Source organism: Bradyrhizobium sp. Mp19 (assembly GCF_029952935.1).
GTDB lineage: Bacteria > Pseudomonadota > Alphaproteobacteria > Rhizobiales > Xanthobacteraceae > Bradyrhizobium > Bradyrhizobium elkanii.
This window is the reverse complement of sequence record NZ_JASAUT010000015.1, coordinates 65,406-90,512: the sequence shown is the minus strand read 5'-3', so window position 1 is coordinate 90,512 and position 25,107 is coordinate 65,406. Positions and strand designations below refer to the sequence as shown.

The 25,107-nt window shown below is 59.6% G+C and carries 31 protein-coding genes and 1 tRNA gene; 20 read left to right on the top strand and 12 right to left on the bottom strand.

The genetic code is table 11. The annotated features are described in order from the left end of the window. Nucleotides 1-237: 237 nt before the first annotated feature. Nucleotides 238-477: a pentapeptide MXKDX repeat protein gene (locus QJT82_RS18665; RefSeq protein WP_028339722.1), complete on the top strand. Its 240-nt coding sequence runs from the start codon at nt 238-240 to the stop codon at nt 475-477. A 56-nt stretch (nt 478-533) separates the two neighbouring features. On the opposite strand, the gene QJT82_RS18660 is transcribed toward QJT82_RS18665, so the two are convergent. Continuing rightward, on the bottom strand, nt 534-890 hold the full coding sequence (locus QJT82_RS18660) for a DUF6481 family protein (protein WP_028339723.1): 357 nt from the start codon (nt 888-890) through the stop codon (nt 534-536). A 208-nt stretch (nt 891-1,098) separates the two neighbouring features. Next, the gene (locus tag QJT82_RS18655) at nt 1,099-1,323 is read right to left on the bottom strand and encodes a hypothetical protein (protein WP_028339724.1); all 225 of its coding nucleotides are present in this window, start codon (nt 1,321-1,323) and stop codon (nt 1,099-1,101) included. Between the two features lie 189 nt (nt 1,324-1,512). On the opposite strand from QJT82_RS18655, the gene QJT82_RS18650 reads away from it, so the two are divergent. Both QJT82_RS18650 and QJT82_RS18645 read left to right on the top strand, forming a co-directional pair. Next, the gene (locus QJT82_RS18650) at nt 1,513-1,689 is read left to right on the top strand and encodes a hypothetical protein (RefSeq protein ID WP_196238136.1); all 177 of its coding nucleotides are present in this window, start codon (nt 1,513-1,515) and stop codon (nt 1,687-1,689) included. Nucleotides 1,690-1,829: 140 nt separating this feature from the next. Continuing rightward, nucleotides 1,830-2,099 (top strand): hypothetical protein, encoded by a 270-nt coding sequence (locus QJT82_RS18645; protein ID WP_035631163.1) that lies wholly within the window; start codon nt 1,830-1,832, stop codon nt 2,097-2,099. 91 nt (nt 2,100-2,190) lie between these two features. Here QJT82_RS18645 and QJT82_RS18640 read toward each other — a convergent pair whose 3' ends face one another. After that, nucleotides 2,191-2,367 carry a hypothetical protein gene (locus tag QJT82_RS18640; protein ID WP_167350394.1) on the bottom strand — a complete coding sequence of 59 codons (177 nt, stop codon included), beginning with the start codon at nt 2,365-2,367 and terminating at the stop codon, nt 2,191-2,193. 196 nt (nt 2,368-2,563) lie between these two features. On the opposite strand from QJT82_RS18640, the gene QJT82_RS18635 reads away from it, so the two are divergent. From QJT82_RS18635 to QJT82_RS18625, 3 genes are all read left to right on the top strand, one after another. Then, complete coding sequence (locus tag QJT82_RS18635) at nt 2,564-2,779, top strand: hypothetical protein (RefSeq protein WP_026192800.1); 216 nt, start codon at nt 2,564-2,566, stop codon at nt 2,777-2,779. A 143-nt stretch (nt 2,780-2,922) separates the two neighbouring features. Next, nucleotides 2,923-3,837, top strand: coding sequence for a 2-dehydro-3-deoxygalactonokinase (locus QJT82_RS18630; RefSeq protein WP_028339725.1), 915 nt, complete (start codon nt 2,923-2,925; stop codon nt 3,835-3,837). 11 nt (nt 3,838-3,848) lie between these two features. Continuing rightward, nucleotides 3,849-4,484, top strand: a complete 636-nt coding sequence (locus QJT82_RS18625) for a 2-dehydro-3-deoxy-6-phosphogalactonate aldolase (RefSeq protein WP_028339726.1) — start codon at nt 3,849-3,851, stop codon at nt 4,482-4,484. A 16-nt stretch (nt 4,485-4,500) separates the two neighbouring features. Here the strand turns inward: QJT82_RS18625 and QJT82_RS18620 are convergent, their stop codons facing one another. Further along, nucleotides 4,501-4,806 (bottom strand): hypothetical protein, encoded by a 306-nt coding sequence (locus QJT82_RS18620; RefSeq protein WP_028339727.1) that lies wholly within the window; start codon nt 4,804-4,806, stop codon nt 4,501-4,503. Nucleotides 4,807-5,039: 233 nt separating this feature from the next. Here QJT82_RS18620 and QJT82_RS18615 point away from each other — a divergent pair, with 233 nt between their 5' ends. Further along, nucleotides 5,040-5,453: an SRPBCC family protein gene (locus tag QJT82_RS18615; RefSeq protein ID WP_028339728.1), complete on the top strand. Its 414-nt coding sequence runs from the start codon at nt 5,040-5,042 to the stop codon at nt 5,451-5,453. A 690-nt stretch (nt 5,454-6,143) separates the two neighbouring features. Here the strand turns inward: QJT82_RS18615 and QJT82_RS18610 are convergent. Next, entirely contained in the window at nt 6,144-6,620 is a 477-nt protein-coding gene (locus QJT82_RS18610; RefSeq protein WP_155258396.1) for a DUF992 domain-containing protein, read from the bottom strand. A 1,342-nt stretch (nt 6,621-7,962) separates the two neighbouring features. Here QJT82_RS18610 and QJT82_RS18605 point away from each other — a divergent pair. The 7 genes from QJT82_RS18605 (at nt 7,963) to QJT82_RS18575 (ending at nt 13,504) form a co-directional block, all read left to right on the top strand. Beyond that, the gene (locus QJT82_RS18605; RefSeq protein WP_028339730.1) at nt 7,963-8,148 is read left to right on the top strand and encodes a hypothetical protein; all 186 of its coding nucleotides are present in this window, start codon (nt 7,963-7,965) and stop codon (nt 8,146-8,148) included. A gap of 221 nt (nt 8,149-8,369) precedes the next feature. After that, a complete protein-coding gene (locus QJT82_RS18600; protein ID WP_028339731.1) occupies nt 8,370-9,512 on the top strand; it encodes a hypothetical protein in 1,143 nt (380 codons plus the stop codon). Between the two features lie 107 nt (nt 9,513-9,619). Then, nucleotides 9,620-10,390, top strand: a complete 771-nt coding sequence (locus QJT82_RS18595) for a hypothetical protein (protein WP_028339732.1) — start codon at nt 9,620-9,622, stop codon at nt 10,388-10,390. A gap of 680 nt (nt 10,391-11,070) precedes the next feature. Further along, on the top strand, nt 11,071-11,520 hold the full coding sequence (locus QJT82_RS18590) for a hypothetical protein (protein ID WP_155258397.1): 450 nt from the start codon (nt 11,071-11,073) through the stop codon (nt 11,518-11,520). 18 nt (nt 11,521-11,538) lie between these two features. Then, nucleotides 11,539-12,216, top strand: coding sequence for a hypothetical protein (locus QJT82_RS18585; RefSeq protein WP_155258398.1), 678 nt, complete (start codon nt 11,539-11,541; stop codon nt 12,214-12,216). A gap of 394 nt (nt 12,217-12,610) precedes the next feature. Further along, nucleotides 12,611-12,985 carry a hypothetical protein gene (locus QJT82_RS18580; protein ID WP_264641818.1) on the top strand — a complete coding sequence of 125 codons (375 nt, stop codon included), beginning with the start codon at nt 12,611-12,613 and terminating at the stop codon, nt 12,983-12,985. Between the two features lie 186 nt (nt 12,986-13,171). Next, nucleotides 13,172-13,504: a hypothetical protein gene (locus tag QJT82_RS18575; RefSeq protein ID WP_245288678.1), complete on the top strand. Its 333-nt coding sequence runs from the start codon at nt 13,172-13,174 to the stop codon at nt 13,502-13,504. Here QJT82_RS18575 and QJT82_RS18570 read toward each other — a convergent pair. Further along, nucleotides 13,501-13,677 (bottom strand): hypothetical protein, encoded by a 177-nt coding sequence (locus QJT82_RS18570; RefSeq protein ID WP_196238137.1) that lies wholly within the window; start codon nt 13,675-13,677, stop codon nt 13,501-13,503. The genes QJT82_RS18575 and QJT82_RS18570 overlap by 4 nt on opposite strands. A gap of 60 nt (nt 13,678-13,737) precedes the next feature. Between QJT82_RS18570 and QJT82_RS18565 the strand changes: the two genes are divergently transcribed. The 6 genes from QJT82_RS18565 (at nt 13,738) to QJT82_RS18540 (ending at nt 19,706) form a co-directional block, all read left to right on the top strand. Then, the gene (locus QJT82_RS18565) at nt 13,738-15,477 is read left to right on the top strand and encodes a hypothetical protein (RefSeq protein WP_245288679.1); all 1,740 of its coding nucleotides are present in this window, start codon (nt 13,738-13,740) and stop codon (nt 15,475-15,477) included. 20 nt (nt 15,478-15,497) lie between these two features. Beyond that, nucleotides 15,498-16,592, top strand: a complete 1,095-nt coding sequence (locus QJT82_RS18560) for a hypothetical protein (RefSeq protein WP_028339739.1) — start codon at nt 15,498-15,500, stop codon at nt 16,590-16,592. A 51-nt stretch (nt 16,593-16,643) separates the two neighbouring features. Then, entirely contained in the window at nt 16,644-18,755 is a 2,112-nt protein-coding gene (locus tag QJT82_RS18555) for a hypothetical protein (RefSeq protein WP_028339740.1), read from the top strand. A gap of 227 nt (nt 18,756-18,982) precedes the next feature. Next, nucleotides 18,983-19,183: a hypothetical protein gene (locus QJT82_RS18550; protein WP_080686681.1), complete on the top strand. Its 201-nt coding sequence runs from the start codon at nt 18,983-18,985 to the stop codon at nt 19,181-19,183. Next, the gene (locus QJT82_RS18545) at nt 19,180-19,353 is read left to right on the top strand and encodes a hypothetical protein (protein WP_155258399.1); all 174 of its coding nucleotides are present in this window, start codon (nt 19,180-19,182) and stop codon (nt 19,351-19,353) included. The genes QJT82_RS18550 and QJT82_RS18545 overlap by 4 nt, the downstream gene beginning before the upstream one ends. A 146-nt stretch (nt 19,354-19,499) precedes the next feature. Next, entirely contained in the window at nt 19,500-19,706 is a 207-nt protein-coding gene (locus tag QJT82_RS18540) for a hypothetical protein (protein WP_080686682.1), read from the top strand. An 817-nt stretch (nt 19,707-20,523) separates the two neighbouring features. Here QJT82_RS18540 and QJT82_RS18535 read toward each other — a convergent pair. From QJT82_RS18535 to QJT82_RS18510, 6 genes are all read right to left on the bottom strand, one after another. Further along, complete coding sequence (locus tag QJT82_RS18535) at nt 20,524-21,006, bottom strand: hypothetical protein (protein ID WP_028339742.1); 483 nt, start codon at nt 21,004-21,006, stop codon at nt 20,524-20,526. Between the two features lie 36 nt (nt 21,007-21,042). Continuing rightward, nucleotides 21,043-21,906, bottom strand: a complete 864-nt coding sequence (locus tag QJT82_RS18530; RefSeq protein WP_028339743.1) for a hypothetical protein — start codon at nt 21,904-21,906, stop codon at nt 21,043-21,045. A 17-nt stretch (nt 21,907-21,923) separates the two neighbouring features. Next, entirely contained in the window at nt 21,924-22,235 is a 312-nt protein-coding gene (locus QJT82_RS18525) for a hypothetical protein (RefSeq protein ID WP_028339744.1), read from the bottom strand. A 101-nt stretch (nt 22,236-22,336) separates the two neighbouring features. Beyond that, entirely contained in the window at nt 22,337-22,741 is a 405-nt protein-coding gene (locus QJT82_RS18520; RefSeq protein ID WP_155258400.1) for a hypothetical protein, read from the bottom strand. Nucleotides 22,742-24,573: 1,832 nt separating this feature from the next. Then, entirely contained in the window at nt 24,574-24,858 is a 285-nt protein-coding gene (locus tag QJT82_RS18515; RefSeq protein ID WP_028339747.1) for a hypothetical protein, read from the bottom strand. 103 nt (nt 24,859-24,961) lie between these two features. Further along, a tRNA-Arg gene (locus tag QJT82_RS18510) sits at nt 24,962-25,038 on the bottom strand. Nucleotides 25,039-25,107: the final 69 nt, after the last annotated feature.

Here is a 25,107-nt window from a genome sequence, read left to right as displayed (position 1 = left end):
GATACGGGGCTGCAAGTCCTGACGTTCAAGTCCTGACGTTCAAGCCTTGCCGTTGTTGCGGTGCACACTGATGCGCGGCGACGCCGCGTCGTCACGCAACCGTCGCGCGACCAGCCGCCGGGCGACCGCAGCCGTGCTGCTTCAAGAATTCGTTATTGGAGGTAACGACGGCCGGCGCAAGTGCGTCGAGGAGAGAGCGGCAAGTCGTCGCGCTCACATTCGACCACACAAGGGATCATCACCATGACCACCAAGACCCGCCTCGGCCTTTCCGCCGCGCTGCTCTCGTTCAGCCTGGCGCTGGCGCCCGCCGCCTTCGCTCAGGACAAGATGGGCAAGGATGACGCGATGAAGAAGGAAGACACGATGTCCAAGGATGCCATGAAGAAGGACGGTGGCATGATGAAGAAGGACGACGCCATGAAGAAGGACGGCGGCGCGATGATGAAGAAAGACGACGCCATGAAGAAGAACTGACTGCCGTCATCGCCCGCTGTCCGCAGGCCCGCCGCTCTGGCGGGCCTGGTTGCGCCTTAGCGCTTCTTCTTGCCGCGCTCCTTGCGTGCCGCGTAGCGGGCATCGCGCTTGGCCTTCTGCTCGGCGAGTAGCGCCTCCTCGCGGGCGGTTTCCTCTTCCTTCTCGCGCGCAATGCGGGCGGCCTCGGCGGCTGCGGCCTCTTCCTCGCGGCGCTTCTGCTCGGCCTTTTCGGCCTCACGGGTTTCCTTGGCCTTGGCGCGGCGGTCGGCGATCGCCGCGCGCTCCTCGGCACGTGCCTTCACAGCGGGATCGTCAGCTCCCGGCTGGGAGCGAAACTTGTTGAGGAGGTTTTGCCGCGCCTGCAGGGCCGCTTTCTGGCGGTCGGCAAAACCCAGTTCCTTGAAGCCACTCATAGAGGAAGCCTTGCTGCTTTCTGTTCGGGTGATGGATGGGGTTGGTTCGGCGTTTCAATAAGTGAATGGCGACGAAATTGCCAGTGGCGAACGGATGGCTGTGGAGCAAGGGAGATATGAGCCAGCGTCAAGCGGCCATCGTTCGCCCCGCGGACGCGTGGTGAGTGGCTGGTCACCAAGGGCTGTCGAACAAGGGCTGTTGAAAAGTTCAGCCGCGCTGGAGGTGCTCGCGTCGTCCGTTACCCAGGACCTTGGCGACCGTCTCGGCGGTCATCGCGCTCCGGTCCGAGGCGCGCTGGGCTTCCAGCCTGTCGCGCGCCTTTTCGGCGATCAGCAGGCTGATCAGCCGCAGCCTGCTGCTCTCATCGACAGCCTCCGAGAGCAACTGCCTGTAACGCTGATAGTTGTACGTCGTTGTTTCTTGTTCGCTCATCGGCACGCCCCCGCACACGCGCTCCACTCCAGCGAGTAGTCTTTCGCGAGTCGCCCCTGGCGCGCAACGGAATTGCGGTGCCGACGGCCGCGGCCGTGCATTTCGTTGCGCGACTGTTGCAGAATTGATCGCACGCAACCGTGCAAACCGTCATGATGCGGACCGTGGCAATCGGGAACCGAAGCTGGCATGAGCGACTCCGACGACGGAGGCAGCAGAAGGGGCGCGCTGATCGGACTGCTGGTCGCAGCGGTCATGCTCGCGGTCGGCCTCTGGCTCGCGCATGACCTGACGGCGGCGAGCAAAATGCAGGACTGCCTGATGTCCGGCCGGACCAACTGTAATGTGATCGAGCCGGCGCGCTGACCCCGTCTTGCGGCAGTGCAATATCGATCCCAAATCAAGCCCAAAGACTCGGGCTGAACTGTTTGATCCCGGCTGTGATTCCGATCACACGCGGACAGGCGGGCTGCCTCGACTCCCAGAGATCGGCGGGAACCAAGGCCATGATGTCCAAGCTGTGGTCCGGAAAGGGCGCGGCGCTGGCTGCCGCAGGCGCGGCGGGTGCCGTTTTGGTGGCGTATCTATCCCTGACGCTGGCGTCGCCCGAGCCGGTGTCCAATGCGGCGCTCGGGCCGGAATGGCAATGCAGCCGGGTCGCCTTCGTGCTGACCACCTGCACCCGGGCGACCGAGGCGGAGGCTGAGGCCAAGCCGCAGGGCGAGGTCAAGGCGATCCCGGTGCGGGCGAAGGACGATTGTCCGCCGGAGCTCTAGACCTTTTTCTGGCGGGTTGTCCGCACGCGAGGCGGTGCTGATTTCGCTGGAAGGCGCGCCGGCCGTGCCGCCGCAGCGGCTGCATTTCAGGTTATTTCTTGGTGGTACCGCGCGGCTTGATCGACAGGCCGAGGCGCATGGCCATCTTCTTGATCCGCTCCGGCGAGCGGCCGGTCGCCTTCACGACCTCCTCCAGCGACTTTGAGGAGCGTGCCAGTTCCATCAGTCGTCGGTCCTCCTTGAACGACCACCGCGGCTTTCGGGCCATCTTGTTGGTATCCTTGTGCATTGCTGGGCAACAAAGCCGCCAGGCGGGGTCGCCTGACGGCCTTGCCGGTGTGGGCCCGGACCTTGGGGAAATGTCCGGTGGATAAGCAATACTGCTTCCGAATAAGGTCGCAATTGAAACCAGAATTTAACCTAACCGATCAAGGTTACTCGGATAGAGCGTGGCAGGAGGCCTTATGCGCAAGGTCGCCATTTTGAGTGCCGCAGCATTTTTACTGTCCGGTTGCTGGTCCGACCCGGAGGTCACGGGATCGACCAACAGCTGTGCGGCCAATCTTTACAGTCAGTACAATCCCAAGGTCATGGATCAGTGCGTCAATGCCTGCATCAAATGTGACCGCGGCAACGTTACGACCTGCACGACCTCCTGCACGCTGAAGGGCGCGCGGTAATCGCAGCCGCGCATCTGATGCCAGGCGAGGCCTCGTGATGTCACGCCAGCGGGCCGCCTTGCGTGAGGCGATGATCGCCTTTATCGCGTCTGAGCAGCGGCGCCGTCGGTGCGCCGGACACTGAGAGCGTGGAACAGGGCGCGATGAGCGGGCTTTCCTATGTCGCGGTCGACTGGGGCACCAGCAGCTTCCGGCTCTGGCTGATGAGTGCCGGTGGCAGGGTGCTCGGTGAGCGGCGCAGCGATGAAGGCATGACCGCAGCCGCCAGGACCGGCTTTGCGGCCGTGCTGCAATCGCATCTCGATGCGCTGGGCGCGGCGGCCGACTTGCCGGTCGTGATCTGCGGCATGGCGGGCGCGCGGCAGGGCTGGGTCGAGGCCGGCTATATCGATACGCCGGCGCATCTCTCGGACATCCTCAACGGCGCCGTCGTAGTCGGCGGGCAGGCGCGCGATATCCGTATCCTGCCTGGGATTGCGCAGCGTGATACCGCCGCGCCCGACGTCATGCGGGGCGAGGAGACCCAGTTGCTGGGGGCGCTCGGCTTGAACGCGCCGGGCGAGGCGCTCGTCTGCATGCCGGGAACGCATTCCAAATGGGTCAGGGTCCGCGGTGGAACGGTCGAGCGCTTTGCGACCTTCATGACCGGAGAGTTGTTCAGTGCTGTCGCGCGCGACACCATCCTGTCGCACGCCGTCGCCGGCGCAGAGGAGGCGGTTGACGGCGATGCGTTCCGCGCGGCCGTCGCGGAGGCCTTCGCGGCGCCGGCGCTATCGGCCAATCTGCTGTTTCGCGTGCGATCGCGGCAGCTGTTGTTCGGCGGCAGCGCCGAGGCCGCGCGTGAGACGATCTCGGGTACGCTGATCGGCGTCGAGCTGGCGGCGGGCCTTGCGGAGCGAAAGCAGGGAGCGCCGGTTACGCTGATTGCCTCGGGCCGGTTGCAGCGGCTCTATCAGATGGCGCTCGAATGCCTTTTGATTCCGCTCGATGCCGTGGACGCGGAGGAGGCGGTTCGCCGTGGTCTCGCCGGCGCGGCGGCGGCGATCTGGAAGAACTGAGGGATCAACGCATGAGCATTCCGTTTCCGCCGATGAAGCGACCGCTGGTCGCGATCCTGCGCGGCGTCAAGCCGGACGAGGCGCCGGGCATCGTCAGCGCGCTGCTCGACGCCGGCATGACCGCGATCGAGATTCCGCTGAACTCGCCCGAGCCATTCCGCTCGATCGAGATCGCGGCGAAGCGCGCGCCGGCCGATGTTCTGATCGGCGCCGGCACGGTGCTGACTGCCGCAGACGTCGATCGCCTGCACGACGTCGGCGGCCGCCTCATGGTGTCGCCGAATGTCGATGTCGAGGTGCTGGCGCGCGCGCGGGACCATGCGATGATCACGATGCCCGGCGTGTTCTCGCCGACGGAAGCGCTGCTCGCCGCGCGCGCGGGGGCGTCGAGCCTGAAATTCTTTCCGGCCAACGTGCTCGGCGCCGCCGGCATCACCGCGATCCGCGCCGTGCTGCCGCCGGATGTGATGATCGCCGCGGTCGGTGGCGTCTCGGACCAGAGTTTCGCCGAGTATGTGAAGGCGGGCATTCGCGCCTTCGGTCTCGGTAGCAGCCTCTACAAGCCGGGCATGACGGCCGCGGATATTGCTCTCAGGGCAAAGGTGACGATCGAGGCGTATGACAGGGCCGTGGCGGACGCCGGCTAGGCTCGGTGCAAGCGCGCTAATCGTCCCGCTTGCCGCCGTCGATCACCCTGAACAGCGGCGCCGCCTCACGCGGATTCTCAAGCAGCTCTTCGACCATGGCGATCGCGGCCGCGACGTATTTCCCGGTCGCGGCGTCCAGCGGCCGTTCGGCTTCGTCTGACAGCGCGAGCTTGGCGCCTTCGAGCAGCTTGCGGGTGCGGACGGCTGACTCGTCGCCGGCGGTGAGGGCGGCGCGCGCGATCGATCGCAGCACGAACAGTTCGCCCTCCAGCCGCAGCAGGCGGTCATTCAGCTTGCTCAGGACGGTGTTCAGGTTCCGCATGACGCGCTCTCCGGGCATTGGACCCGTCTTGCATACACGGTCATTGCTGACGAAATTCTTGTGGCGGCCACGCACCATTTGGTTGGTTGAATGGCGTCTCCGGTCTCCTCATGTTCCCGATGGTCCGGGCGTTGTCATTTGACGAAGGCATCTATGGCCCTAATAGAATGGCCGCGGTCCGGCGCCGCCCGGGAAGCGCGTCAATTTCACCCCATCGCGACGAGGGAATACATATGAAGATTGCCGTCGAAACGACCGTTGCCGCGCCGATCGCGGATGTCTGGCGCGCCTACACGACACCTGACGACATCAAGCAGTGGAACGCGGCTTCCGACGATTGGCACACGACCGCCGCGACGGTCGACCTGCGCACCGGCGGCGCCTTCTCGTCGCGAATGGAAGCCAAGGACGGCAGCATGGGGTTCGATTTCGCGGGCACCTACACCAGGGTCGAGGAGCCCCGTCTGCTCGAATATTCGTTCGGCGATCGCAGCGCGCAGGTCGCATTCACGCCGGAGACCGGCGGCGTCAAGGTGCAGGTCAGCTTCGACAGCGAGGATACCCATTCGGTCGAGCAGCAGCGCGGCGGTTGGCAGGCGATCCTGGATAACTTCAAGCGTTACGTCGAAGCCAAGCGGCGGTCCTGATCCGGCGATCGGAGGGCGGCGTGACACTGAAGCGACCGCGCGCGGCGTGATCGCTGCGTGCTGCGTCCGCATTGCTCGCTTGATGTTTGAGTCGTGCGAATCCTCATCGAGGAAAAAGGACGATCCCGGAATCGTCCATCGCGGTCCCTGCTATATCGACGACCGAGGCGTGCACTCACAATCCCCTAAGAACGCATTCTTGGATTAAGAAATTGCGAAGCGCGCTCCCGGCGCTCACGGCAAGTGTTGGAACCTGCAACGCACGAACAGAAAGCGATCGGTCTCTCAATCGCCGTCGGAACTTTGTTCACGCACGGAGAACTACGGAATCGTTTCGTGCGCTGAATGATAAAGACGGCGACTGATTTCGGCACACGGCGAACATCAAAAAAAGAAAGGCCTCAGCGCGTGGGCCACGCTGAGGCCAAGTAGACACTTTGGTCGTGAGGCACCGTCGCCGGCGCCTCGGTGCCTAACTTATCTTCGTTTCTGTGTTTCCAAATGGCCCATTTGGGCCATGCCGCGTGATAGCCAATTTGGGACATGCGCCGCTGGCACAAAGTGTGCATTCTTGGAGCTGTCAGGATTTTGCATCACCTTCCTGGGGCTAGGGCCAACGCCGTTCGCATGTATTTCAAGCGGACGGCGTTGTGCATTCTGGCGTCCGCGCGAGCCATCACCCGGCTGCGCTCAGGGCCAGCGGTCCACCGGCCGAATCTCGAGGTTCTTGATTTTCAGGGGCGGCGTTGAGGGGGCGTTCTGCTCGTTCAACGGATGCAACGTGATCGGTGTATTCGTGCCGCCGGCGAGAACGTTGACGCCGGCGCCGTCGGCATGGGCGTAGCCGCCGGCGAGATCGTCGCTTCCAAGCCACGGCACGGGCGCCATCACCTTCCAGGTCACAGCGACTTCTTGATCTCCGATCAGAACACCGAGATTGCGGATGGCCGCGACATAACGACTGTCCGGCGCGCTATCGACGTGCAGCACGCAATTCAGGTTGGTCACCGGACCCACGACGAACCCGGTATCGGGTCCGCCACGACACTCAAGCGTTCCGGCCTGCACCTGCTGCGCATTGGCGGCTGCGAGCGGCGCAGCGAGAACCGCCGCACCACACAGAGCCGAGGCGATCAAACGGCTTGTCGTACGCATGGTGCTGGACAACGCGGATCGGCGCGCAATCGGCCTACGACCCCGCGTGCGGCCTTCGCTTGTGGTTAAGAGAACCTTAGAGATTGGTTTGATTGCTGCCGACGGTCGGCGTTCGCGAGCGACGGGCCAGGAAGACGACGATCAACCAACGGCGATACCTTTTTGATCGTCGTCCCGGCTACACCTCAATGGTGGATCTATCGGCGTCGAACGAGCGTGCGCGCGCAAGGTCGTTTTTTTAGGCAGGAGAGGTAACGGGGCGAAGCAAAGCGACCGGTCCTGGCACTGACGCCAGGCCGTTCGGATCACGGCGGTGAGCCTGTCCCGAAAAATTACGCCGCCGGGCTCGAAATGCATTGTCCCGGCAGCGCCCTGTTCCAATCTGGGCCCGCAATCCCAGTCATGTTTGTGTCTGCAAAACCGGCGCCAGGGTTCGAGCGCCCCCGTAGTCATACGGGGACTGGCGTCCCGTGGTGGACTGATGTTGGCTACTTGTGCGCTGGCGAAGGTCCGATTGTCGGGGTGATCCAAGCCGTGCGGCGAGAACGGCTGATCGCCATCAATGCTCTGCCCGATCAGATATGATGCTCGAGCTTCCGCATCTCCTGCAGGCGAGCCAGGCAGAAATCCCGATACAACTCGTTGATGAAATCCCACATGACGTAATCCCCTTGGTCCAATGCCGGGACGCTACGCCGGGTTTGTTTCCGGCGGGCTTCGCGGCTTCCGGAAAATGGTTTCATTGAACGGGGAGTGGGGTGGCGATCCCGGCAGGATTGACAGAATGTAGATGAAACAATGGGTTAGCGCCAAGGTTAGGCAACTGGGGCGCCATTGAGTCCCATAGCGATTTTTGGCGACTGCCTAACCTTCCGGCGGCCAGTGGCACCCGTTCCACGGTCAGCTGTGGCTTCGCTTACTTCGATTGACCGCAACGATCAGACTGGGTTGCTCCAGTACCTCAACCAGTCGATCAAGGATTAGGCGCTCATTGGAGCGCGGGCGAGGTTCGAGATATTCCTCAAGGATCTCTTGGGCCGGCACTGACGGCTCGCAGGGCGATGTCTTCGTCCGACATTCCTCAGCCTCCAAGATTAACTTCGGTTAATCATTCTGCACTTGGAAGGTTCCCATTTGATTAATCGGGATCGACTGCGGGAAGCGGGCCGCCCAGGGCCGAGAAACCGGCCTCCCATGGGCTGCCCGGTCGGAGGTCGGTTTCCCGGTCGATGGCCCCGGATTGTGTGCTCTGGGGCGCTGTCTGAGGCCGCCGCGTGGTGCCTATTTAGTATTTGGCTCGAGAAACCCCACTGTTGAGTATTGGTCCAACCCAGATGGGCGAGAGGAACGCGGGATGGTTATGCGGGACGGCTCTTACGTCGATGATCTCTACTATGCCGGCGGGGATTCAGTGACCGTGAAGGTTCTGATTGGTCGTGACGACGCCGAATGGCGGACAGCGCATCTATCCGAGATGCCGCGCGAGTGGCTGACGGAAGTGAAGGCAGCAGTTGATGGGGCGCTTTCTCGCGTCGCCTAAACAGGGATGAATAGTGAAGATACTTAATCTGCGCCCATGTTCGGGCGGGAGGCGCTTTGCCTCCATCGACGTGGAGATTGCGCCCGGAGTTCGGGCGATGGACGTTTCAGTTATTCGCAAGACTGACGGCTCACTGCGTGTTTTCGGTCACTCGCTGACCTTCGACCGCAGCGTTGCCGACAGCTTGGCGCGCGCCGCAGTGGCGGTCGGAGAGTGTCAGCATGAGCGACGCTAACCAGCGCACCGCCAAGCCCGGCGACTTGCTGTCCCAGTGGTGGACGTTGGGTGCGATAGCCACTGACCGGCGCACCAGCGGTCGCCACATGAAGGCGGGCTGGGTTATCATCAATTCATATTGGAAAAAGCACGGCAATGGCCGCGCTAGCCTCCGATACATTGAGAACGCCACGGGCATGAAGCGGACGACCGTCGTGAAGGCGTGCCGCGAGCTCGATGAGTGGGGCCACGTCACACGCGTGCTTGGCGCGGGATCCCGGCCTTCGGAATACATGCCGAATTGGGTGACATCGGTTAGTGGTGCCAAAATGGGGACCACTAACGATAGTGGTCCCCAAACGGGGACCGGGGCGGTCCCTGAACAGGCACCACTAGCAACATCTAGTGGTGCCCAAACGGGGACCGAATCCTACCTACCTGAACCGGCTTACGACCGGCTTCAGGTAGGTAATGTATCCGCCAGCGGGCCGGGCGCTGAGGCGCCGGCCGAGGCGGGAATTGGTTTCGAGCGCATCTGGCGTGCCTATGGGCGGTACGGCAACAAGCAGGCCAGCAAGCGCGCCTTTGAGGCCATAGCCACCCCTGACGCCGATCATATCGCAGGCCGCGCCAGTGCATGGGCCGCAAGCGCAAAACCTGGCCAGCGCCGGATGCCGCTGGAGAAGTGGTTGGCTGCCGAGAAGTATGACGAGGCGGACCGCAGCGTGAGGCCGAGGGCCAAACCACTAAGGCCCGATGAGTATCCGGACGAGTATCAAGATGAGGGGGATGATGTGCCGAAACGCACCTCTGCAACGGCCTCAACCGAGATCGCCGAATACGCCCGCAAAATCCAAAGATCAGCTATCGAGATCGATGTGCCGCGAGGCGTTCCGCTGACTGTCATGGCTAGCGCGGTGGAAAGTCGGGATGGCGACAAGTGGCTTGAAATGCAAACCGACCACGGGCGCGTCGCCGTTCTGCTGGAGGGCTATAACGAAGCCCTCCAAAGGGCAGGTCAGGCGCATTTTAACCTGCTCACCGCTGCTTGCGGACTGGGCGAGGTCAATGACTCAGGCGATCTGCACGGCAAGCCCTTCATGGTGGTTGGCGACACGTTTGCCGCTGTAAGCACCGAGCCGGCCTAGCCGGGTGTCCGCAAACTCTCCCGCCACCGCACCGCATACCGCCGTCCCCCCTCACGCGTTAAATCCCGCGAATTTTGACCTTATTTTTAGGTCGCTCCGGAGCACACATGACACCAGCAAACGACAATCAGCCGCGCACCCCAGAGCAGCACCGCGCCATTCTGGCCCAGCAGCGCGCCGCCCAAGACGACACCAGTGAAGTTCGCTTTAGAAACCAGCACTGGCCCACGTTCGGCCGGCTGAAGCGCGCTGATGCCTGGCGCGAGATCCAGGCGTTGGAGCGCTATGCTGAGGATGAGGGCGTGTCGTTGCCCGAGGGCAGCCTCCATGCCGCCAACGACAATGCGCCTGTTGACGATACTGGCCGTGCTGAGATCAGCCGCATCGACTCCCGGCTTGGCGAGGAAGTCCCGGATGCGGATGAAATCATGGCCGCGTGCGAGGCTGATGAGGAGGATAGGAAGAAGGGTCGCCCTGAGCTGGCCAATCGGATCCTTTATGACGCCAAAAACAAGATTGTCGCCGTCAAGGTGCGCGGAAAGTACCGCACCTTGGAAGAGACCTTCTCAGAGCCACGCGGGCCGGCTCAGGACAAGGCGAAGATCGCTGCGGACTATGTGCCAGATGAACTGCCAGACGTTCAGGACGACGCGGCAAGGCGCATGGACCATATCACCATGAAGCGTCGGCTTGGTCGCGAAGTTTGTCGCGTTTTGGAGCTAGCTCTAGGAACGCTCACCAGCGAGGAGATCGGCGAGGAGCTGGGTCTGTCGTCCAAGACCGGCGAGCGGATGGCCGTAAAGCTGGTTGATGGCGCGATCGTCAAGCTGATGGCGGAGTACGCCAGGCGAGATACAGCGGATCGCGAGGCGGCATAGGTCCCAATGCGAAAGCGGAGACCAGCACAAGGCCGGTCTCCGCCCGTTCACATCAGAAAGTAAACTATCGCTGCTATCGCCTTGAGGCAGGCAGCGACGTCGACCTTGATAGAACACCGGATGATGAGCTGCTTTCGCATCTCGTGTCCTCCGGGCAGCAGTGCACCGCGTACCCAAAAGGTTACGGGTTCAGCTCTCACCGAACGAATAAGCCGTCGTTCATGAGCGCACCGGCCTACCATTGGCGCTCTAGAAACGCCGCAGATAGCCCCGCGTGGTTTCCTTTCCCGACCTCTAGGAATCACTCCATGGGGTCAACGAACTCCCGGCCAGCGCTTTTGATCACGCCGGCCTTTCGTTTCTGATCGGTCTAGGCACGGGCTGTGCGCGGGTTTCTTGGATAGTGGGGGACCACCCCACGTCCGCAAAGGGCGCACGGGTCAATCTTTGGATGGACAGCCATGGGTTGTCTATAAGCAAAATAGGTGAGAGCGGCTCTTATCCATGACTTTCACGTCCCTAATCTGCCACTGATTCCGCAATTACCCCCTGTGGGGCTGCAGTGATGTGGTCTGACGTGACGACTTCGGCGCGCCGGCCTAACCGGCGTTGCCACCTTTTTCGGCGCAGCAAGTTGCCGCCTTTCATTTCCTCTTCAAAATCCAAATTCGGAAAATCGCGTGAAAAAATCTCCCGCGTGTCGGGCTGTCGCGGTGCGGCTCGGCATCGATCAACGCCGCGTGCTCCGGTTGGTGCAGAACCTGACGGAGGCCGGCCTCGTGCCGTCCGGCTACCGTCGCCATGACCTTAGCCACCGGCAGTTGGCGCGTATCATGATCGCGGCGGTCGTGGACAACGGGCTGCACTACGCTGCGCCGACCGTGACTGAAATTGAGCGCCTTGAGGGTAACGGCCTGCAGTTTGGCGATTGGCTCGAGAACGCTGTTAGTGGTCGAGTTCGCCTTGAAGGCGTGCTCAGCGTCATTTTCCAACCCGATCCTGCTGCCGCGTCTGTCCTCACCAGCGCAACGCAGCTCGACTTTGGTGAGCGCACGAACAGTCCCACCACGCGCATCACTGCTATCAGCGGTGACGCCTTGCGCACGCTCATCACGGACCTTCAGACCTAACACTTGGAGTTACTACACTTGGACAACATCGAAACCATCCGCGCTATTTCACCGCGCTATGCCAGCTTGCTCGAAAAAGAAGTGGAGCTTGCGGCGCGCCTCGACGAGATCGGCCCACGCGGCCGAGAGCTAACCGTAGAGCAGAATAAAACTATTGCCGCTTGGCAGGCTCAGCAGCCACGCCACAAGCCGCAGCCGAAGTTGCGCCATCAGGGTGCAGCTAGTCTGCTGGGTTCACTGTTGCCCGAGCAATCGCAAGAAGAACTGGACCCGCCCATGCCGCCCGAAAATTGGTATGGAGCCGCAGAATTGCGCGAGGTGAGTGCGGAGGTGGAGGCTATTACCGAAGCGCGCAAACTGTTGTCGATTGAAATCGAGCGGGAGCGAAAGGAATACAGCAAGCAAGCCGCTGAGGTAGGGGCGAAGGAATACAAGTCCATCGCTGCCTCTATCGCGAAGAACGCCAAGGCACTCGGAGAATCTATTCTGGCGCACTACGACTTTGTCAACCGGGCGCGCCTCGATGGCATCGATAGAAAATTCATTCGCCCGATCAACGTTGAGATATTCGGCGATCTAGAAGGTGGAACGCCGTTGTTCGATGTGGTTAGGCACGCGATCGAACTTGGCTACGCACCAGAGAAAGATCTGCCGCGCTGGAAATTGCCTGCGCCGATTGAACTGCTTCATTTGTAGGATTTGAAAATGACGAACAAATATAAATCTATGACGCCAACGGAGCGCGCTCAGATGTCGGCGATGCTCATGAAGCTTGAAGCGGATGCTAAGGCCGATGTCGTGAACCACAGGACGCACGGGTCGCGCGCCGCTGACCTGAGGCGTGCCGAGACGGAAATCGCAGCCAGGCAGCCGCGTGACCCGAATTGCATTTTCTACGATATGGCTCCAGCGAAGTGGCGTCGTCAGCCTGCGCAGAACTCTCAAGAGGCGATTGTCCGATACATCGCGGGGCGTTCCGCGCGCAGATAGCCGTCGCGTCGGGTTCCCTTTCTGCCGGCGTGACAAGGTGGACGTCGTTCGGGAAGACGGCGTCCACCACCAATTCATATGACAAATAGGAAATCATTTGATGAGAGATATTAGCCAAAATCTGGGCTTTGCCCAATCCGTTGCGCCATCGGTTCTGACGGCCAGTGCTAATGGTGCGAGCGTCGATACGCTGAATTTTGAATCAGCAGCACTTGTGGTTAGTATCGGCGCCGTCACCGGAGCGTTTTCCGCAAAGCTTCAGGACTCGCCAGATGGCACCACTTTCTCTGATATCGCGCCAGGCCTTCTGGTTGGCGCGCTGCCAGGCACGCTGGTCGCCAACACTGTCATCAAGCAGGGTTACTTGGGCAGTCAGAAGTATCTGCGAGCGGTGCTGACGTCTGCCGGTGGTACTTCGATCGCAGTCGCCGCAACCATCTTGCTTGGCAGTCCGAAGGTCGCGCCAGTCGCTTAGCGGCGCACGATGGGCGCGCGCGAGCGGGAACAACAGCGCGCGCCCATCAACAAGGCCATGGGTACCCGCAAAGTCTAAAGATTTTGCTTTTTAAAAACCGGCGCCCATCCATTTTACGCGCATTTCCATTTCAAAACTTGAGGGGTAAATTTGCCACGAGCTAGAATTCCCAAGGCGCGTGCCCTCGTGGAGGGGAAAGATCTGGTCCACCCCGAGCGTCATCGCAGGCGCAACGAACCGACCGCCGCGCCACTCGGCAAGCCGCCTAAATGGATGAGCCAGGAACAGGCCGTCGTGTGGCGCACCTTTGAAGGTGAGGCGCCTTGGCTGAACTACAGCCACCGAGGCTTGGTTGAAATCGCCACGGTTGTACGTGCTCGCCTTGCTTCGGGCGAGGACGTTGGAGTGCAGGCACTCGGGTTGTTGCGGTTAAGTCTCGGCAGCATGGGGCTAACGCCAACTGACGCCAGCAAGGTCAATTGGGCGCCGGAAGAGCCAGAAGACGATTTGCTCGATTAGCCCCGCGTATCCAGCGAAATCTGAAGCAGCGACGCCTTCACCATTGTAGCGGCCGGAGTTCGCTTCAGCTTCTTTGCAATTTTGGTGACTCCGGCCTTCTGCTTGGCGAGCGCTTTCAGCGTCTTCACATCGTCCTTCGTCCAGCGACGAATAGTCTTCTTCTTTTTGGCCAAAGCAACTTTCCTTCATTCGCTTTCGTGGCGGCGTTCTAGCACGCGAAGTTGGCGATGCAAATGAACACCAAGGTTTCAATGATCGATCCCAGCAATCTACCGCCCGAACTAACCGAACCGCCGCCAGATGCGCCTGGTTGGCTCGCGTTTCAGCCGGCGACCGCGAAGGTGTGGCAAAAATTAGATGGCACGTGGCTGCCGATCTCGGAAGCGCAAGAACGTATTAGAAACAGGACTCCCTCGTTGACTGCTTTATCCAGTTACTCGACCGGCACCGTTTCGGTCGCCGCGAACGGCACCGTTGTTACTGGCGCCGGTGTTATTTGGTCTGACATCAACGCTCTGCCGGGCGATGTTTTCCAGATCGCTGACTTTCAAACGATAATCTCAGATAAGACCGACACGAGCCACCTCGTGATTCCGCCGTGGGGCGGCGGAGCGCAAACCAACGTAGCGTACACCATCTGGAAGGTCTCGCCGCAGCGCTTCGCTGGCGCGCAGGCGATGCAGTTCGTCAACGATCTTGTTGCCAAACTCGATTCGAGTGGCCTGCTTTGGTACTTGCCCGAGGGCTACACCGATCCGAATGACGTCGTCCCAGCGATGACCGCAGACGACGGGCAGGGCATCTTGAAAATCGACACCGGGGCGCTCTGGGTTATGCAGGGCGGCGCGTGGGTGCCGGCTGGCACCTATAAGGGTTTCCAGTACAAAGGCGCGTATAACCCCGCCACGTCTTACGTCATCAACGACGTGCTGACGTCCGCTGGCAATGCGTATATCGTCACTGCGCCGACGACCGGTCATGCGCCGCCGAATGCGGCGTATTACGATTTGCTCGCCAGCAAGGGCGACACGGGCGCGACGGGAGCAACCGGTGCAACCGGGCCAGGCTACGGCGGCACGTCAACCACCAGCCTGAGCATTGGCACGGGCGCCAAGGCGTTCACCACGCAGGCTGGCCTTGCGTACCAGAACGGCGCTCGGGTGCGCGCCACCGCCACGGCTGGCGGCCCGGGTTGGCTTGAGGGCGTAGTCACCTATAGCGGCACCACGCTCACCATCACCGCCGACAAGTTCAGCGGAAGCGGCACCGGCACAGCATGGAACTTCAACGTCGCTGGTGAGCCCGGTGCTGGGGATCTCAGTTCAGCCAATAACCTTGCCGATCTAGCCAACAAAGACACCGCTCTCACCAACCTTGGTGGCACGACTACCGGCAAGGCAGTTTTTAAATCTGCCAGCGCTGATGCTGCCCTCGATACGTTGAGCGTTGTCGATCGAGTCATTGACCAGGGCAACATTCCCCAGACGGCAAATTTCGATATCGCGCTGCCCTCCGGCTATGACGAAATCGAAATTGGTCTGTTCGGTTTTGGTTGTTCCGTTTCGGGTGCGGGTCTGAACCTGCAGGTCTCGACGGATGGAACAACTTTTCTTTCATCCAGCTATAGCTATGCCGGTCACTACATAACGACTGCTGACACGACTTATCATGGCTATTCCGCCGCTGGTACAGGCAGCAATATTCCCCTGAGCAATCTTTTTCCTGCAGGTCGATTAGCACAACTCAAGATCAGGCTTGCGCGGCCGGATGGCACGTCAGGCAACAAGTTGATCCGAGCCAATATGGATCAAGTTGGAACGGACCTTCAACCCGTGCAGTTGAATGTCATGGGCGGTTACCTCGGCGGAACGGCCGCACTGCAGAAGCTGCGCTTGGTCTGGAACGGCGGGACGAGTCCAGCCTTCGCGGCCGGCGGAACGTACATTGTGCGAGGCGTAAAAAAAAAGCCGTAGACTCGTCGCCATTCTATTTTTTGAATGGAAATGGGACGAGCGGAAACTACAACATCTGGCGCTTCGACAGGTTCGGCTTCGCCAATCCATCGAACGCCGTTATTGGACCGCTGGCGGGCAATGCGGGAAGCGGCATCACGCTTGTCGCCCAGCCTTCACCGGTCAAACTCAGCGATCGTACCCGTGTTTTCGCGATGCGATTCAACGGCACGATTTGGACGGATATCGCCTATTGGGATAGCTTCGATGGCGGTGTGACGTTCAGTTCGCCGACGTCGGTCATTACGGCCACATCGCTAAGCGCCACCAATGGCATCATCGGGCCAGCCTTGTATGTCGTTCCGGGTGACCCGACGCCATTTAAGATGCTTCTCGGGATCCGTAGCGCCAACAGCGTTCCGACCGGCCTGAGGCTGGCCACTAGCACCGATTGCTCCACCTGGACTGTGCAGGCTGGGAACGTGTTCACGCAAGGCGCGGATACCTGGCAGGCCGGCGGCATCGTTCCTAGCTCGGTTTATCAGCGCCCGAATGGCCACTGGGTGGTTACGCTCAACACTTATAATGCCTCTCTCGCGCAAGCATATGGCGCCTATGCTGAAGCGACGTCCCCCAATGGACCGTTCGGCGCCGCTACGCTCATTGCCTCGCCGTACACGGCTCAGGTCGGTACGCTGACCGGCACCGCAAACCAGAATACCGGCACGAGCAGCTTAACGGTTCGCCTGAACGAACCGTACATGGTTTTCAAGTCTGGAGACCAGGCCGCCAGTATCGTGACTCCGATTTCGCAGAGTGGAACGACGGTAACCTTCGATCTGCCGCTACCTGCAACGTATTCTGGCGCCGAGTTTGCGCACGTCGCCGCCAATGCAATCGATCCCTCTATCGTCGTGGAGAATGGCGATGGCACGTGCACCGGAATTTTCACTGTCTACAAAGCATTCTCTGACGTGTTGGGCGAATATACGGTCCAAATGTCGGCGCCGTCACTGAGTGGCTTGTGGACAATCTCGTCCGGGAAGGTGTTTTTCCAACCCACCGGAATCGGCAATCAGCACATCAATTCGACGGAAAATCCGTCGCCGATCATCGATGCCAGCAGCATCATATAGCGGGTCGGCTAACCTGGCACTCGCCTCCACGTCTCATTCAAGGGAAGTAAATTGTCCAACGATCTCGTAGTCCAGCTCGGCGCGAAGCTGGATCAATTCCAAAGCGATATGGATCAGGCTGGCAATATCGCGGATGCAGCGATTGCTCGCATTGAGCAGTCCTTTGCCAGCCTTAATCCAACTGCAGGTGGCTTCGCCTCGCTCGGCGTTGCCGCCGCTGGCGTGACTGGCCTCGTTGGTGGGCTCTTGGCAGCGCTCACCAACGTCAACAGCCAACTTGCTGAGTTGCAGAAGAACGCGGAATTCGCTGGCGTTACTGCCGAGCGATTTCAGCAGATCCAGTTTGCTGCGGGGCAGGGTGGAGTTTCTACCTCCGATGCCGCTAACGATCTGCAGAAGGTTGCGAGCCTTCTGGCGGACGCCAAGGAAAACGAGAATTCGCTGACGCGGCTGCTGGATGCGAACAACATCAAGTACAAGGACCGCAACGGCCAGATTATCAGCATGAACCAGCTTCTTACGATAGCTGGCGACTTGCTGAACCGGTTCGATTCCATTCCTGAGAAGACGAAGGCCGCGCAGATGCTCGGCCTGTCTCAGGGTTGGGTTGAGGCGCTTCGTAACGGCAGCCAGTCGTTTGAAGAGCTCGCGCAGAGTGCGGACGCAGCTGGTGCTGTGATCGATGGCGCGACGGTCGCGAAAGCTGCTGCGTTTGATCGCGCCTGGAAGCAGTCATCAGCGCAACTTGCCGCTCAGTTCAAGTCGGTGACTGCGGATATCGGCGGGTGGCTGGATGGACTGATTGATAAAGCTAACGATCTGGTGAAGAAGGCGCTCGAGTCGCAAAACGTTCAGCCTGGTAGTGGTCAGGACACGTTCAATAGATGGGCGGATGCAGCAGACATTCTCCAAAAGGACTTGCGCGGCCTGCCGCAGGACGTTGACCAGGTCACGCGCGCGATCGAGAATTTGCAGGCTTCGGGCAAGCCTGAGAATCTTCAAATTGCGGCAGGCCTAGAACTCATTCGAGCCAAAGCTCAACTTGCAGCAGACATGTTGAAGTCTGTTTCCGATCAGCAGTCCAAGATTGACTATCCCAGCGGCATCCCGCTGCCAACTGCCAGGCCAGCTGCTGCCAACAATGCGGATCCGAATGCCGCGAAACTTCCTAAGCGCAAGGATGGTGAGGAGGCCGCAGACGCGTACGACCGCGCCACGGAGTCTCTAAACAAGTACATCGTCACCACCAATGCCGCAGTTGAATCGCAGGGCAAAGGTGCAGCGGCGACGGAGGAGGCCAAGGCAGAGGCGCAGCTGTTGAATGCTGCCCAACTGGCCGGCATCCCAGTAACGCAAAAGGTCAGGGACCAAATTCAGGAACTTGCGCAGGACGCTGGTGAGGCTGCCGATGCGTTGGCAAAGGCTAAAGTTGCATCTGACATCCAGTTCGGCGCCAAGTCTGCGTTTCTGTCGCCACAGGACCTTGCCATCGCCAACCAACTCAAGGGCATTTACGGCAACGACATTCCAGAGGCGTTGCGTAGTGCCGAGGCGGCTGGACTGCGTTACAATGCCACCATCAAGGATCTGGCAACACTCGGCCAACAGGTCAACAGCGGCTTCTTGGTAGATTTCGAAACCCAGATCCGCAACGGCGCATCCGCCATGGACGCGCTCAAGACTGCCGGCCTCAACGCGCTCGGCAAGATTGCGGACAAACTTGCCCAGATGGCTGCCGACAATCTTTGGTCGTCAGCCTTCGGCGGCTCGTCTGGTGGTGGGTTCAATCTGTTTAGCCTGTTCGGAGGTGGCGGTAAGGCCAGCAATGCGACGGATGGGATAGGCGGGTTCGGCCCAACAGTGCCGGCATTCGCAACAGGTACAGACTTCGCGCCTGGCGGCATGTCGCTGGTTGGCGAGAACGGTCCAGAGTTGCTGAACCTGCCTCGCGGCGCGCAAGTCATTCCAAATGATGTGCTGCGCAACGGCGGGGCGGGCGGAGGCAGCGTCACGGTGCGGACTGGTGACGTGGTGATTCAGGGCGACGCCTCTGAAAAGACCGTGGCGCTGATCAATCAGGCACTCGCGCGGCAGAATGCCGAGTTGCCATTGCGGGTTGTTGCAGCGGTGAAGGATGCCAAGGCGAGGCGGGTGTTGGCTTAGCCCAGCCAGAGCCGCCCGGCAGGGCGGTTGCGGCGGTAAAGTGCGGTTGGCGGTGGGCTGGTTCTTTTCTGGCTGTCTCAATTTGCCGCAGCACGTGAATGTTTTTCTGTTAGGCCTGTTTTGATCGTGATTAAGTATCTATATTGGGGCTATCACCGCCCGGCCTGTGGCATCTATCGGTGACCGAGAGAACTTGCGCTCCCGCCCAACCGGACAGGAGCACCGCCATGGAAACGCGACGTCGTTTCAAGCAAACATTGACATTCGAATATCGTCTGACGCAAGAAGCGATCAGTTTGCGTCAACAAGCCGAAGGCATGCCTCACAGCGTTCGTCGCGACGAGCTTCTGCGAAAAGCACGTCAGATGGATGCCGCCTCTGAACTTAATAGATGGCTTTCCTCACCTGGCTTGCGAGCACCGATATGACAAGCTACCGCTCCCACGTGCTCGTTGGCTTCAAGAAGATAGTCAACTTCCGTAAGCGAATGGCGGCAAAGAGCGATGGCGCGATTACAGCCACTCTGAATTACCTTTTGGATAAACAACGAAGCGCTATCGCCATACGCGATGAAAAAGACCGTCGAAAAGCGCAATAGGAAGAGCCGAACGAACGGCCTGGTCCGGCTGCATTATAGCACAGCCCTAGGAACCTTTTGCCTCACGAGTGGTCGGTTCTATCTCTGCCGCATGTCCTAGCCAAACTCGGCGGAACGAAACTCCCTGCATACGACTGGAGAGAGCCATGACGCTCACACAGGATTGGAAAAAATCGACGGCAGCGCAACGCGCCGCTCAAAAAGCCTTCAAAGAAGCCGGGGCCGCCGCTGTAATGTCAGAGTACAGCAGTGCCCAGAATGCCTTCCATGCAAATCGAGAGCGCTTGAAGGCGGAGCGTTTAGCTCGCGAAGGCGCTCAAATCGCGAATACCTCGGACAAAGGAAAATCCTAATCAATGTCGGAACGTCGCGAGCTTTATCGCAGTCCTAACGGTGATGCTTGGTTTCTGGGGAGGGAGCCGACCAGCGGAAACGCTTTCATCATCCATCAGCCGAATGCGCCATCCGGGGGGAGGCTCTCGCACATTGAACTCGGCGAGTTCTTGCGGGCAGGTATGAAGGGTCCGGAGCATCAAGCCCTCTTGCGATTGATTGGGACGCTGGTGGAACTGCCACCATACGCCTAGCTAGGTACGCGCTGGAAGCACCGTCGGGTGACGCCAAGCGAGAGGACCGTTGCGCTGATTAACCAGGCATTGGCGCAGCAGAATGCGGAGTTGCCCAGCCGGGTTGTTGCTGCCGTTAAGGATGACCAAGGCACGCAGGGTTCTGGCTTGAGAGAGGATATTAAATGGATTTGGAGGAGCGAATTGAAGCGCTAGAGCAGCAAGCGGCCTCGCATTCTCAGCGCTTCTGGTAATGCTCGAAAGCAACCTGTTTCACAAGGTTGCCGTCTTGGAAATTGGGTTGCGCAAGAATGCAGATCAGCAGGAAGTCGCAGCCTGCGTTAGAAGTTCCTTCGCCCTAGCAATGAACCTGGTTCTTTCGGCTGCGTTCGTTTCAGTAGGGTTTGCTTGATCCTGAAAAGTGACGTTCACGTTCGGATATGCTCCACCGATCTTGAATGAGACAGTGACGGTTTTCATTCCAGTAGGTTCGTCACGAACAGTAATAGCCGGATTGCCAAATTGAATCATCTTTCCTCTTCCCGTGATTCGCTCCGCAACTATAGCGCGTGTTTCTAATGCGAGGATTAGCCTTTCGGATACGTCAGAGATGCCGGAACGCAGAATAAGCTGTGTAAAGTCCGGCAAAAAAACTGAGAATACCAGCGGCAGCGAATCCAACCGCGTGCCATCTCAAGACTTCACCCCAAAAGCGTTGTCGTTTCGATTTGTCACTATCTCGGAGAAACGGCTCAACGTATTGCCGGTTCATTTCTCGAGATGATCCAACTATCAAGAGGTTTGTGAAGTACCCAGCCGCGCTCGCCAAAACGGCGAAGCCCGCACCAGTTGCGAACATGATGAGCGGGAAGGCAAATTCGGAGATGGGCCTGTATTTGGTCGCGAGCGTTCCAATAAACGCGAGCATGGCGACGCAGCTTCCACCGTTCACAAGCAAGATTGCTTTTAGCGACTCGGTGCCGCTATCTACAGCGTATTGATTGGCGGCCTTTTCGAACTCAGTTGCTCGCTGATGCTCGCGCACCGCGGAATCGAACTGAAGCTTCTTGACTTCGTCGGGCGTCATTTATCTAACAGCAGTCGGTTATCTGGAGTGCAATTGTCATCTCTTCGGAAGCTTTTCCGAGAGTGCCTCTAAAAATGAGGCGGCATCTCCAGCTGGCGTCGGACCAACGAATTTCTTGTAGTAGACGACGGCGCCGCCATTCGTCGCGGACTGACTCAGTGTGACCGGCCCGAGCTTGCTCAGAGCGGCCGATGCCAACGCAAAAGATCGTTCAGCGAAGTTCTTCTCGTATTCGCTTCTAAAGGCGTCGGCAAAATTGCGGAAGTTCGTGGTATCTGACCTCGCTTCCCTGAAACTAGCAGTGTATTTGTTCTGCAGTAATCGAAGTGAGTTTGCCGTTGTCAGAAGCTCCCGCTTTAAATCGGGGAGTGTCATGGCGGCGTATTTGGGAGAGGCCGCCGGAAATTCGAAGGTAATGTTCTCCGGTGGTGTAATCTGCCATCCATTTTCGGTCTTGGTGACCTTGGCCCCCGGCATCGAAAGAAGAGAGTTCTGGTCCGCCTTGCCGAATTGAAATGGCAAATCCCCCGGGATCGTGGCTCCGCTAGCGTCAATCGTTGAATTGTTCGTGGCCTCCAATGTGGGACCGCGCTGCGATGTCGAAGTCTCTGCGCTGGCCGATGTTTCTTTTTTGCGCAACCACTCCAGCCCGTAGGAAATCCCGCCCACCACGATTGCGGCTACCGCAGCGTTTACGAGAACCTTCATATAGGTTGGCCCCCAGTCCACAGTCCATTGCATGAAGAGCAGTGGGATGATTACGAACGCTCCTGAGACGATCAGGCATGCCTTCAAGAATCGGTAGCCCGCCTTGGTCGCCACCGTCATGGTTAGCGCGAGCGCCGCTGGGACACCAGCGATGCCAACCGCCCCCAGGAATTCGCCCAATCCAAAGGTCATGACCGGCTCCGGAAGGTTTACCTTGTCACCCGCACGTCGCCGTAGTCACCTTCGCTCGGCCGCTCACCATCAAAATCTGTGTGAGCGAGTAGGGCGCCGATGCCAAACAGCACCATGCCGCCAATCCACACCATGCAGGTTGCTGCCAGATAGGCCGACGTTCCGACACCGACGCTGCCCGTGAGCCCAAACAGCGTGCCGGCGTTGAAGAGCAGCCCGACTACGCCCCAGAGCCAAAACAGAACGGCGAGGACTCCCTTTGAGGCGCCGTGGTTGCTCCTCAGCCGGAACGTCCGCTCCCAAGTCTCTTTACGTCTAAAAAATCCCATTGAACTCCCCCTATGCCGCTTCAACTGTAGATCGCGGGAGCTGGGTGGGGCAACTATGCAGCATCTTTTCTTTGCTGAAGGACCAGCCATTCGCTGTGGCATTAGCCGTTCCTCCCAGTAAATCCAAAATAGAGGGAGCGAACCGAGGCTTTTAGGGTCACCAACTGCCCCTCGATCTCAAGTATCTTCGTTGAGATCTGGCCAAATCGTACTTGCCCATCCGACGTCGTGAGATCGAGCTTTGACCTTTCGGTATCGAGCCCCCGTATTTGCGCTGAGAGTTGATCAATCCGCTGCTTGATCGCCAACTGTTCGGCGCGTTCTTTATTGCGCCCCTCAGCAGTGTAGAACGGTCCAAGTCCTCCGAGTACTGGCTTTGGCTCTTCTGGGAGGGTACGAAATATCCACACGTAGACTATCGGCGCCACGACCAGCCATGCGAGCACCGCTGATGCAGCCTTACCCCAATGATTGGCGAACTCGGTCGGGAAGAACACCGCGAACATGATCACCGCCAAAGTTGGTGGTGCCAGGCGCACCACGACCTTCTGAAGGGTGTCTATGCGGTAGACCGATAGCCAAGCGCGTAAGGCTCTCAAAGCCTTGGGAGAGGACGCCAAAGTTTGCACCCCGTGTGTTTCGGATCAGGTCGGCAAGCTGACACACGGAAAGCGTGCACGCCGCATGGATCGCGCGGCAATCCCTGTTATCCCCACGACCGGTTCAGCTACCCCTTTTCAGCCCGATCTCAACCAGCCGGCGGATAGCCTCTGGCCTCGTTGGGGCGGCGTCTTGCTCTGATATCCATTTGTCGATCGCTGACAAGTCGTCAGGCTGCATGCGCACGCCAATGAGCGTGCCCTTGCCCGTAGGGGCGGGTCCGCGCTTTTTCTGTGTTATCACGGTTTGACGTTTCATAGAATCTGTGTTAACACAGTTTCGGGGCCGGTCAAATGAGCCGGTTCGACAGGGGAATATGAATGTCTGACCTTAATCTTAATGCTAGCGCGAGCGTTGGCCCATCCACGTCTTTTTGCGCACACGCCTATTACGCCCACCTGCGGGCCGAGGGATGCGATCCGACGCTCCGTGGTGGCGCTCTTCATATGCTTGTTGGCTCGGCGGAGGATGCCGACCGATGGGCTGCACTGCATGACCCAAATGGCTCGGTACGGCTCGAGTACGCGCGCGCGGCATGGGCGAAGCGGGCATCGGATGACAGCGTCATTCTGCTTGGCGTCGGCTAGCGGGGTGGCCCGAACGGGTACGGTATAATCGGCATGGGTGGTCTGAGTCGCCTCCAGCGGCCAACTAACCCACCTGTGCGCTGGCCTTAGCCGGCGAGGTAAGCAGAGCAATTTTCTTAGGGGCACGCTCTTGCCCAGTTCTGCCAACGATAATCAACGCGGGGGCATCGTCCCTCGCGGCCTACGCCGTACAGACGCGGCGCGATATCTCGGCATCAGCCCGAGCCATTTCGATAAGCAGCGAGAGGCGGGCGCAATCCCGGCTCCCAGGCAAATGCTGGGCGTTTTGCTGTGGGACCGACACGAACTAGACTCCTTGTTTGACGGCAAGGCACCCGCTGTCGCCAATGAAAACGATTACTGGGAACAGCATTGCGCCAGCGCAAACCGAAATATGTGAATGAATATCTGGATAGGCACGGGAAGCCCCGTGTCTATTTGCGACGGCCGGGCAAGCCTCAACTTGCCTTACCGGCGCCGCTGTACACCGAGGAATTTTGGACGGCATACCGCGCGGCCATGGGCGGTGAAGAGACGCCTGCCGTGAGGCGCGTCAAGGCTGGCTCTATTGCCGCCGCCGTCAACGGCTATTACCGCTCAACTGAATTCAAGGGTTTGGCGAAGAGCACGCAGGACGTTTACAGCGGCGTGCTGAATAGATTCGTTGAGAGGCATGGCGACGGCCCGATTGCCACCATGCAGCCGAAGAATATCAACATTATCATTGACGAGATGGCCGACACGCCTTCGGCCGCGTCCAACTTTCGCAAACGCCTCAAGGCCGTGATGGATTACGCGGTTTCGGCTGGCCTGCGCAGCGACAATCCGGTCGTTGTGGCCAAGCGCGTGAAGCTAAAAACCAAAGGCCACCGCACTTGGACTGAGGAAGACATCACCAAATTTAGAAAGCAGCACAAGGTTGGCACGCCGTTGCGACTTGCCTTCGAAGTGCTGCTACACACCGGCCTCAGGCGCTCTGATGCCGTGCGGCTTGGCTGGCAGCACTTCACGAAAGACGGGTTCGCTATCAGCACCAAAAAGAGCCAAGGCCACGTTGAGCTTTGCATTCCGGTGCACGCGGATCTGGCGCGCTACATCGCCGACTGCCCGAAGGACGGCCCGGCCTTCATTGCAACCATGTACGGCCGCGCGCGCAGCGAGAAGGCGTTTTCCAGTTGGATTAGCGAAGCTGCAGGTGACGCTGGCTTGCCAGAAGGCTCGAGCCCGCACGGCGTCCGCAAGGCCGCATGCCGTCGATTGGCCGAGGCGGGATGCAGCGCGCTCGAAATCATGTCCATTACCGGCCACACCGACATCCGCGAAATCGAGCGGTACTGCCGCGAGGCGGCGAAGAAGAAATTGGCCGTTGCGGCCATGGCGAAACTGCAAAACGGTTTCGATAAGAAATTGCCTAACCCATCCGATAAGTTAGGCAAAAGTGCCGATAAGTCATTGAAATCATTATCAGGAAAAGCCGTCTGGCGATCCCGGCAGGATTCGAACCTGCAACCCGCGGAGTAGAAATCCGCTACTCTATCCAGTTGAGCTACGGGACCGTGGCGGCCTTGTAGCACCGCCAATATGAAAAATCCGCCTTTCCGCCAAGTCCGGCCGAACCGATTTTT

Bases quoted from the DNA above. Each gene is read 5' to 3' on its own strand.
- QJT82_RS18605 (WP_028339730.1), top strand. From the start codon at position 7,963: ATGGTTATGCGGGACGGCTCTTACGTCGATGATCTCTACTATGCCGGC.
- QJT82_RS18520 (WP_155258400.1), bottom strand. From the start codon at position 22,741: ATGTTCGCGGTGTTCTTCCCGACCGAGTTCGCCAATCATTGGGGTAAG.
- QJT82_RS18615 (WP_028339728.1), top strand. From the start codon at position 5,040: ATGAAGATTGCCGTCGAAACGACCGTTGCCGCGCCGATCGCGGATGTC.
- QJT82_RS18635 (WP_026192800.1), top strand. From the start codon at position 2,564: ATGCGCAAGGTCGCCATTTTGAGTGCCGCAGCATTTTTACTGTCCGGT.
- QJT82_RS18515 (WP_028339747.1), bottom strand. From the start codon at position 24,858: ATGGCCGCAACGGCCAATTTCTTCTTCGCCGCCTCGCGGCAGTACCGC.
- QJT82_RS18660 (WP_028339723.1), bottom strand. From the start codon at position 890: ATGAGTGGCTTCAAGGAACTGGGTTTTGCCGACCGCCAGAAAGCGGCC.
- QJT82_RS18580 (WP_264641818.1), top strand. From the start codon at position 12,611: ATGAGAGATATTAGCCAAAATCTGGGCTTTGCCCAATCCGTTGCGCCA.
- QJT82_RS18650 (WP_196238136.1), top strand. From the start codon at position 1,513: ATGAGCGACTCCGACGACGGAGGCAGCAGAAGGGGCGCGCTGATCGGA.
- QJT82_RS18600 (WP_028339731.1), top strand. From the start codon at position 8,370: ATGAGCGACGCTAACCAGCGCACCGCCAAGCCCGGCGACTTGCTGTCC.
- QJT82_RS18595 (WP_028339732.1), top strand. From the start codon at position 9,620: ATGACACCAGCAAACGACAATCAGCCGCGCACCCCAGAGCAGCACCGC.
- QJT82_RS18565 (WP_245288679.1), top strand. From the start codon at position 13,738: ATGAACACCAAGGTTTCAATGATCGATCCCAGCAATCTACCGCCCGAA.
- QJT82_RS18640 (WP_167350394.1), bottom strand. From the start codon at position 2,367: ATGGCCCGAAAGCCGCGGTGGTCGTTCAAGGAGGACCGACGACTGATG.
- QJT82_RS18545 (WP_155258399.1), top strand. From the start codon at position 19,180: ATGACAAGCTACCGCTCCCACGTGCTCGTTGGCTTCAAGAAGATAGTC.
- QJT82_RS18625 (WP_028339726.1), top strand. From the start codon at position 3,849: ATGAGCATTCCGTTTCCGCCGATGAAGCGACCGCTGGTCGCGATCCTG.
- QJT82_RS18620 (WP_028339727.1), bottom strand. From the start codon at position 4,806: ATGCGGAACCTGAACACCGTCCTGAGCAAGCTGAATGACCGCCTGCTG.
- QJT82_RS18655 (WP_028339724.1), bottom strand. From the start codon at position 1,323: ATGAGCGAACAAGAAACAACGACGTACAACTATCAGCGTTACAGGCAG.
- QJT82_RS18525 (WP_028339744.1), bottom strand. From the start codon at position 22,235: ATGGGATTTTTTAGACGTAAAGAGACTTGGGAGCGGACGTTCCGGCTG.
- QJT82_RS18535 (WP_028339742.1), bottom strand. From the start codon at position 21,006: ATGACGCCCGACGAAGTCAAGAAGCTTCAGTTCGATTCCGCGGTGCGC.
- QJT82_RS18550 (WP_080686681.1), top strand. From the start codon at position 18,983: ATGGAAACGCGACGTCGTTTCAAGCAAACATTGACATTCGAATATCGT.
- QJT82_RS18540 (WP_080686682.1), top strand. From the start codon at position 19,500: ATGACGCTCACACAGGATTGGAAAAAATCGACGGCAGCGCAACGCGCC.
- QJT82_RS18630 (WP_028339725.1), top strand. From the start codon at position 2,923: ATGAGCGGGCTTTCCTATGTCGCGGTCGACTGGGGCACCAGCAGCTTC.
- QJT82_RS18530 (WP_028339743.1), bottom strand. From the start codon at position 21,906: ATGACCTTTGGATTGGGCGAATTCCTGGGGGCGGTTGGCATCGCTGGT.
- QJT82_RS18645 (WP_035631163.1), top strand. From the start codon at position 1,830: ATGATGTCCAAGCTGTGGTCCGGAAAGGGCGCGGCGCTGGCTGCCGCA.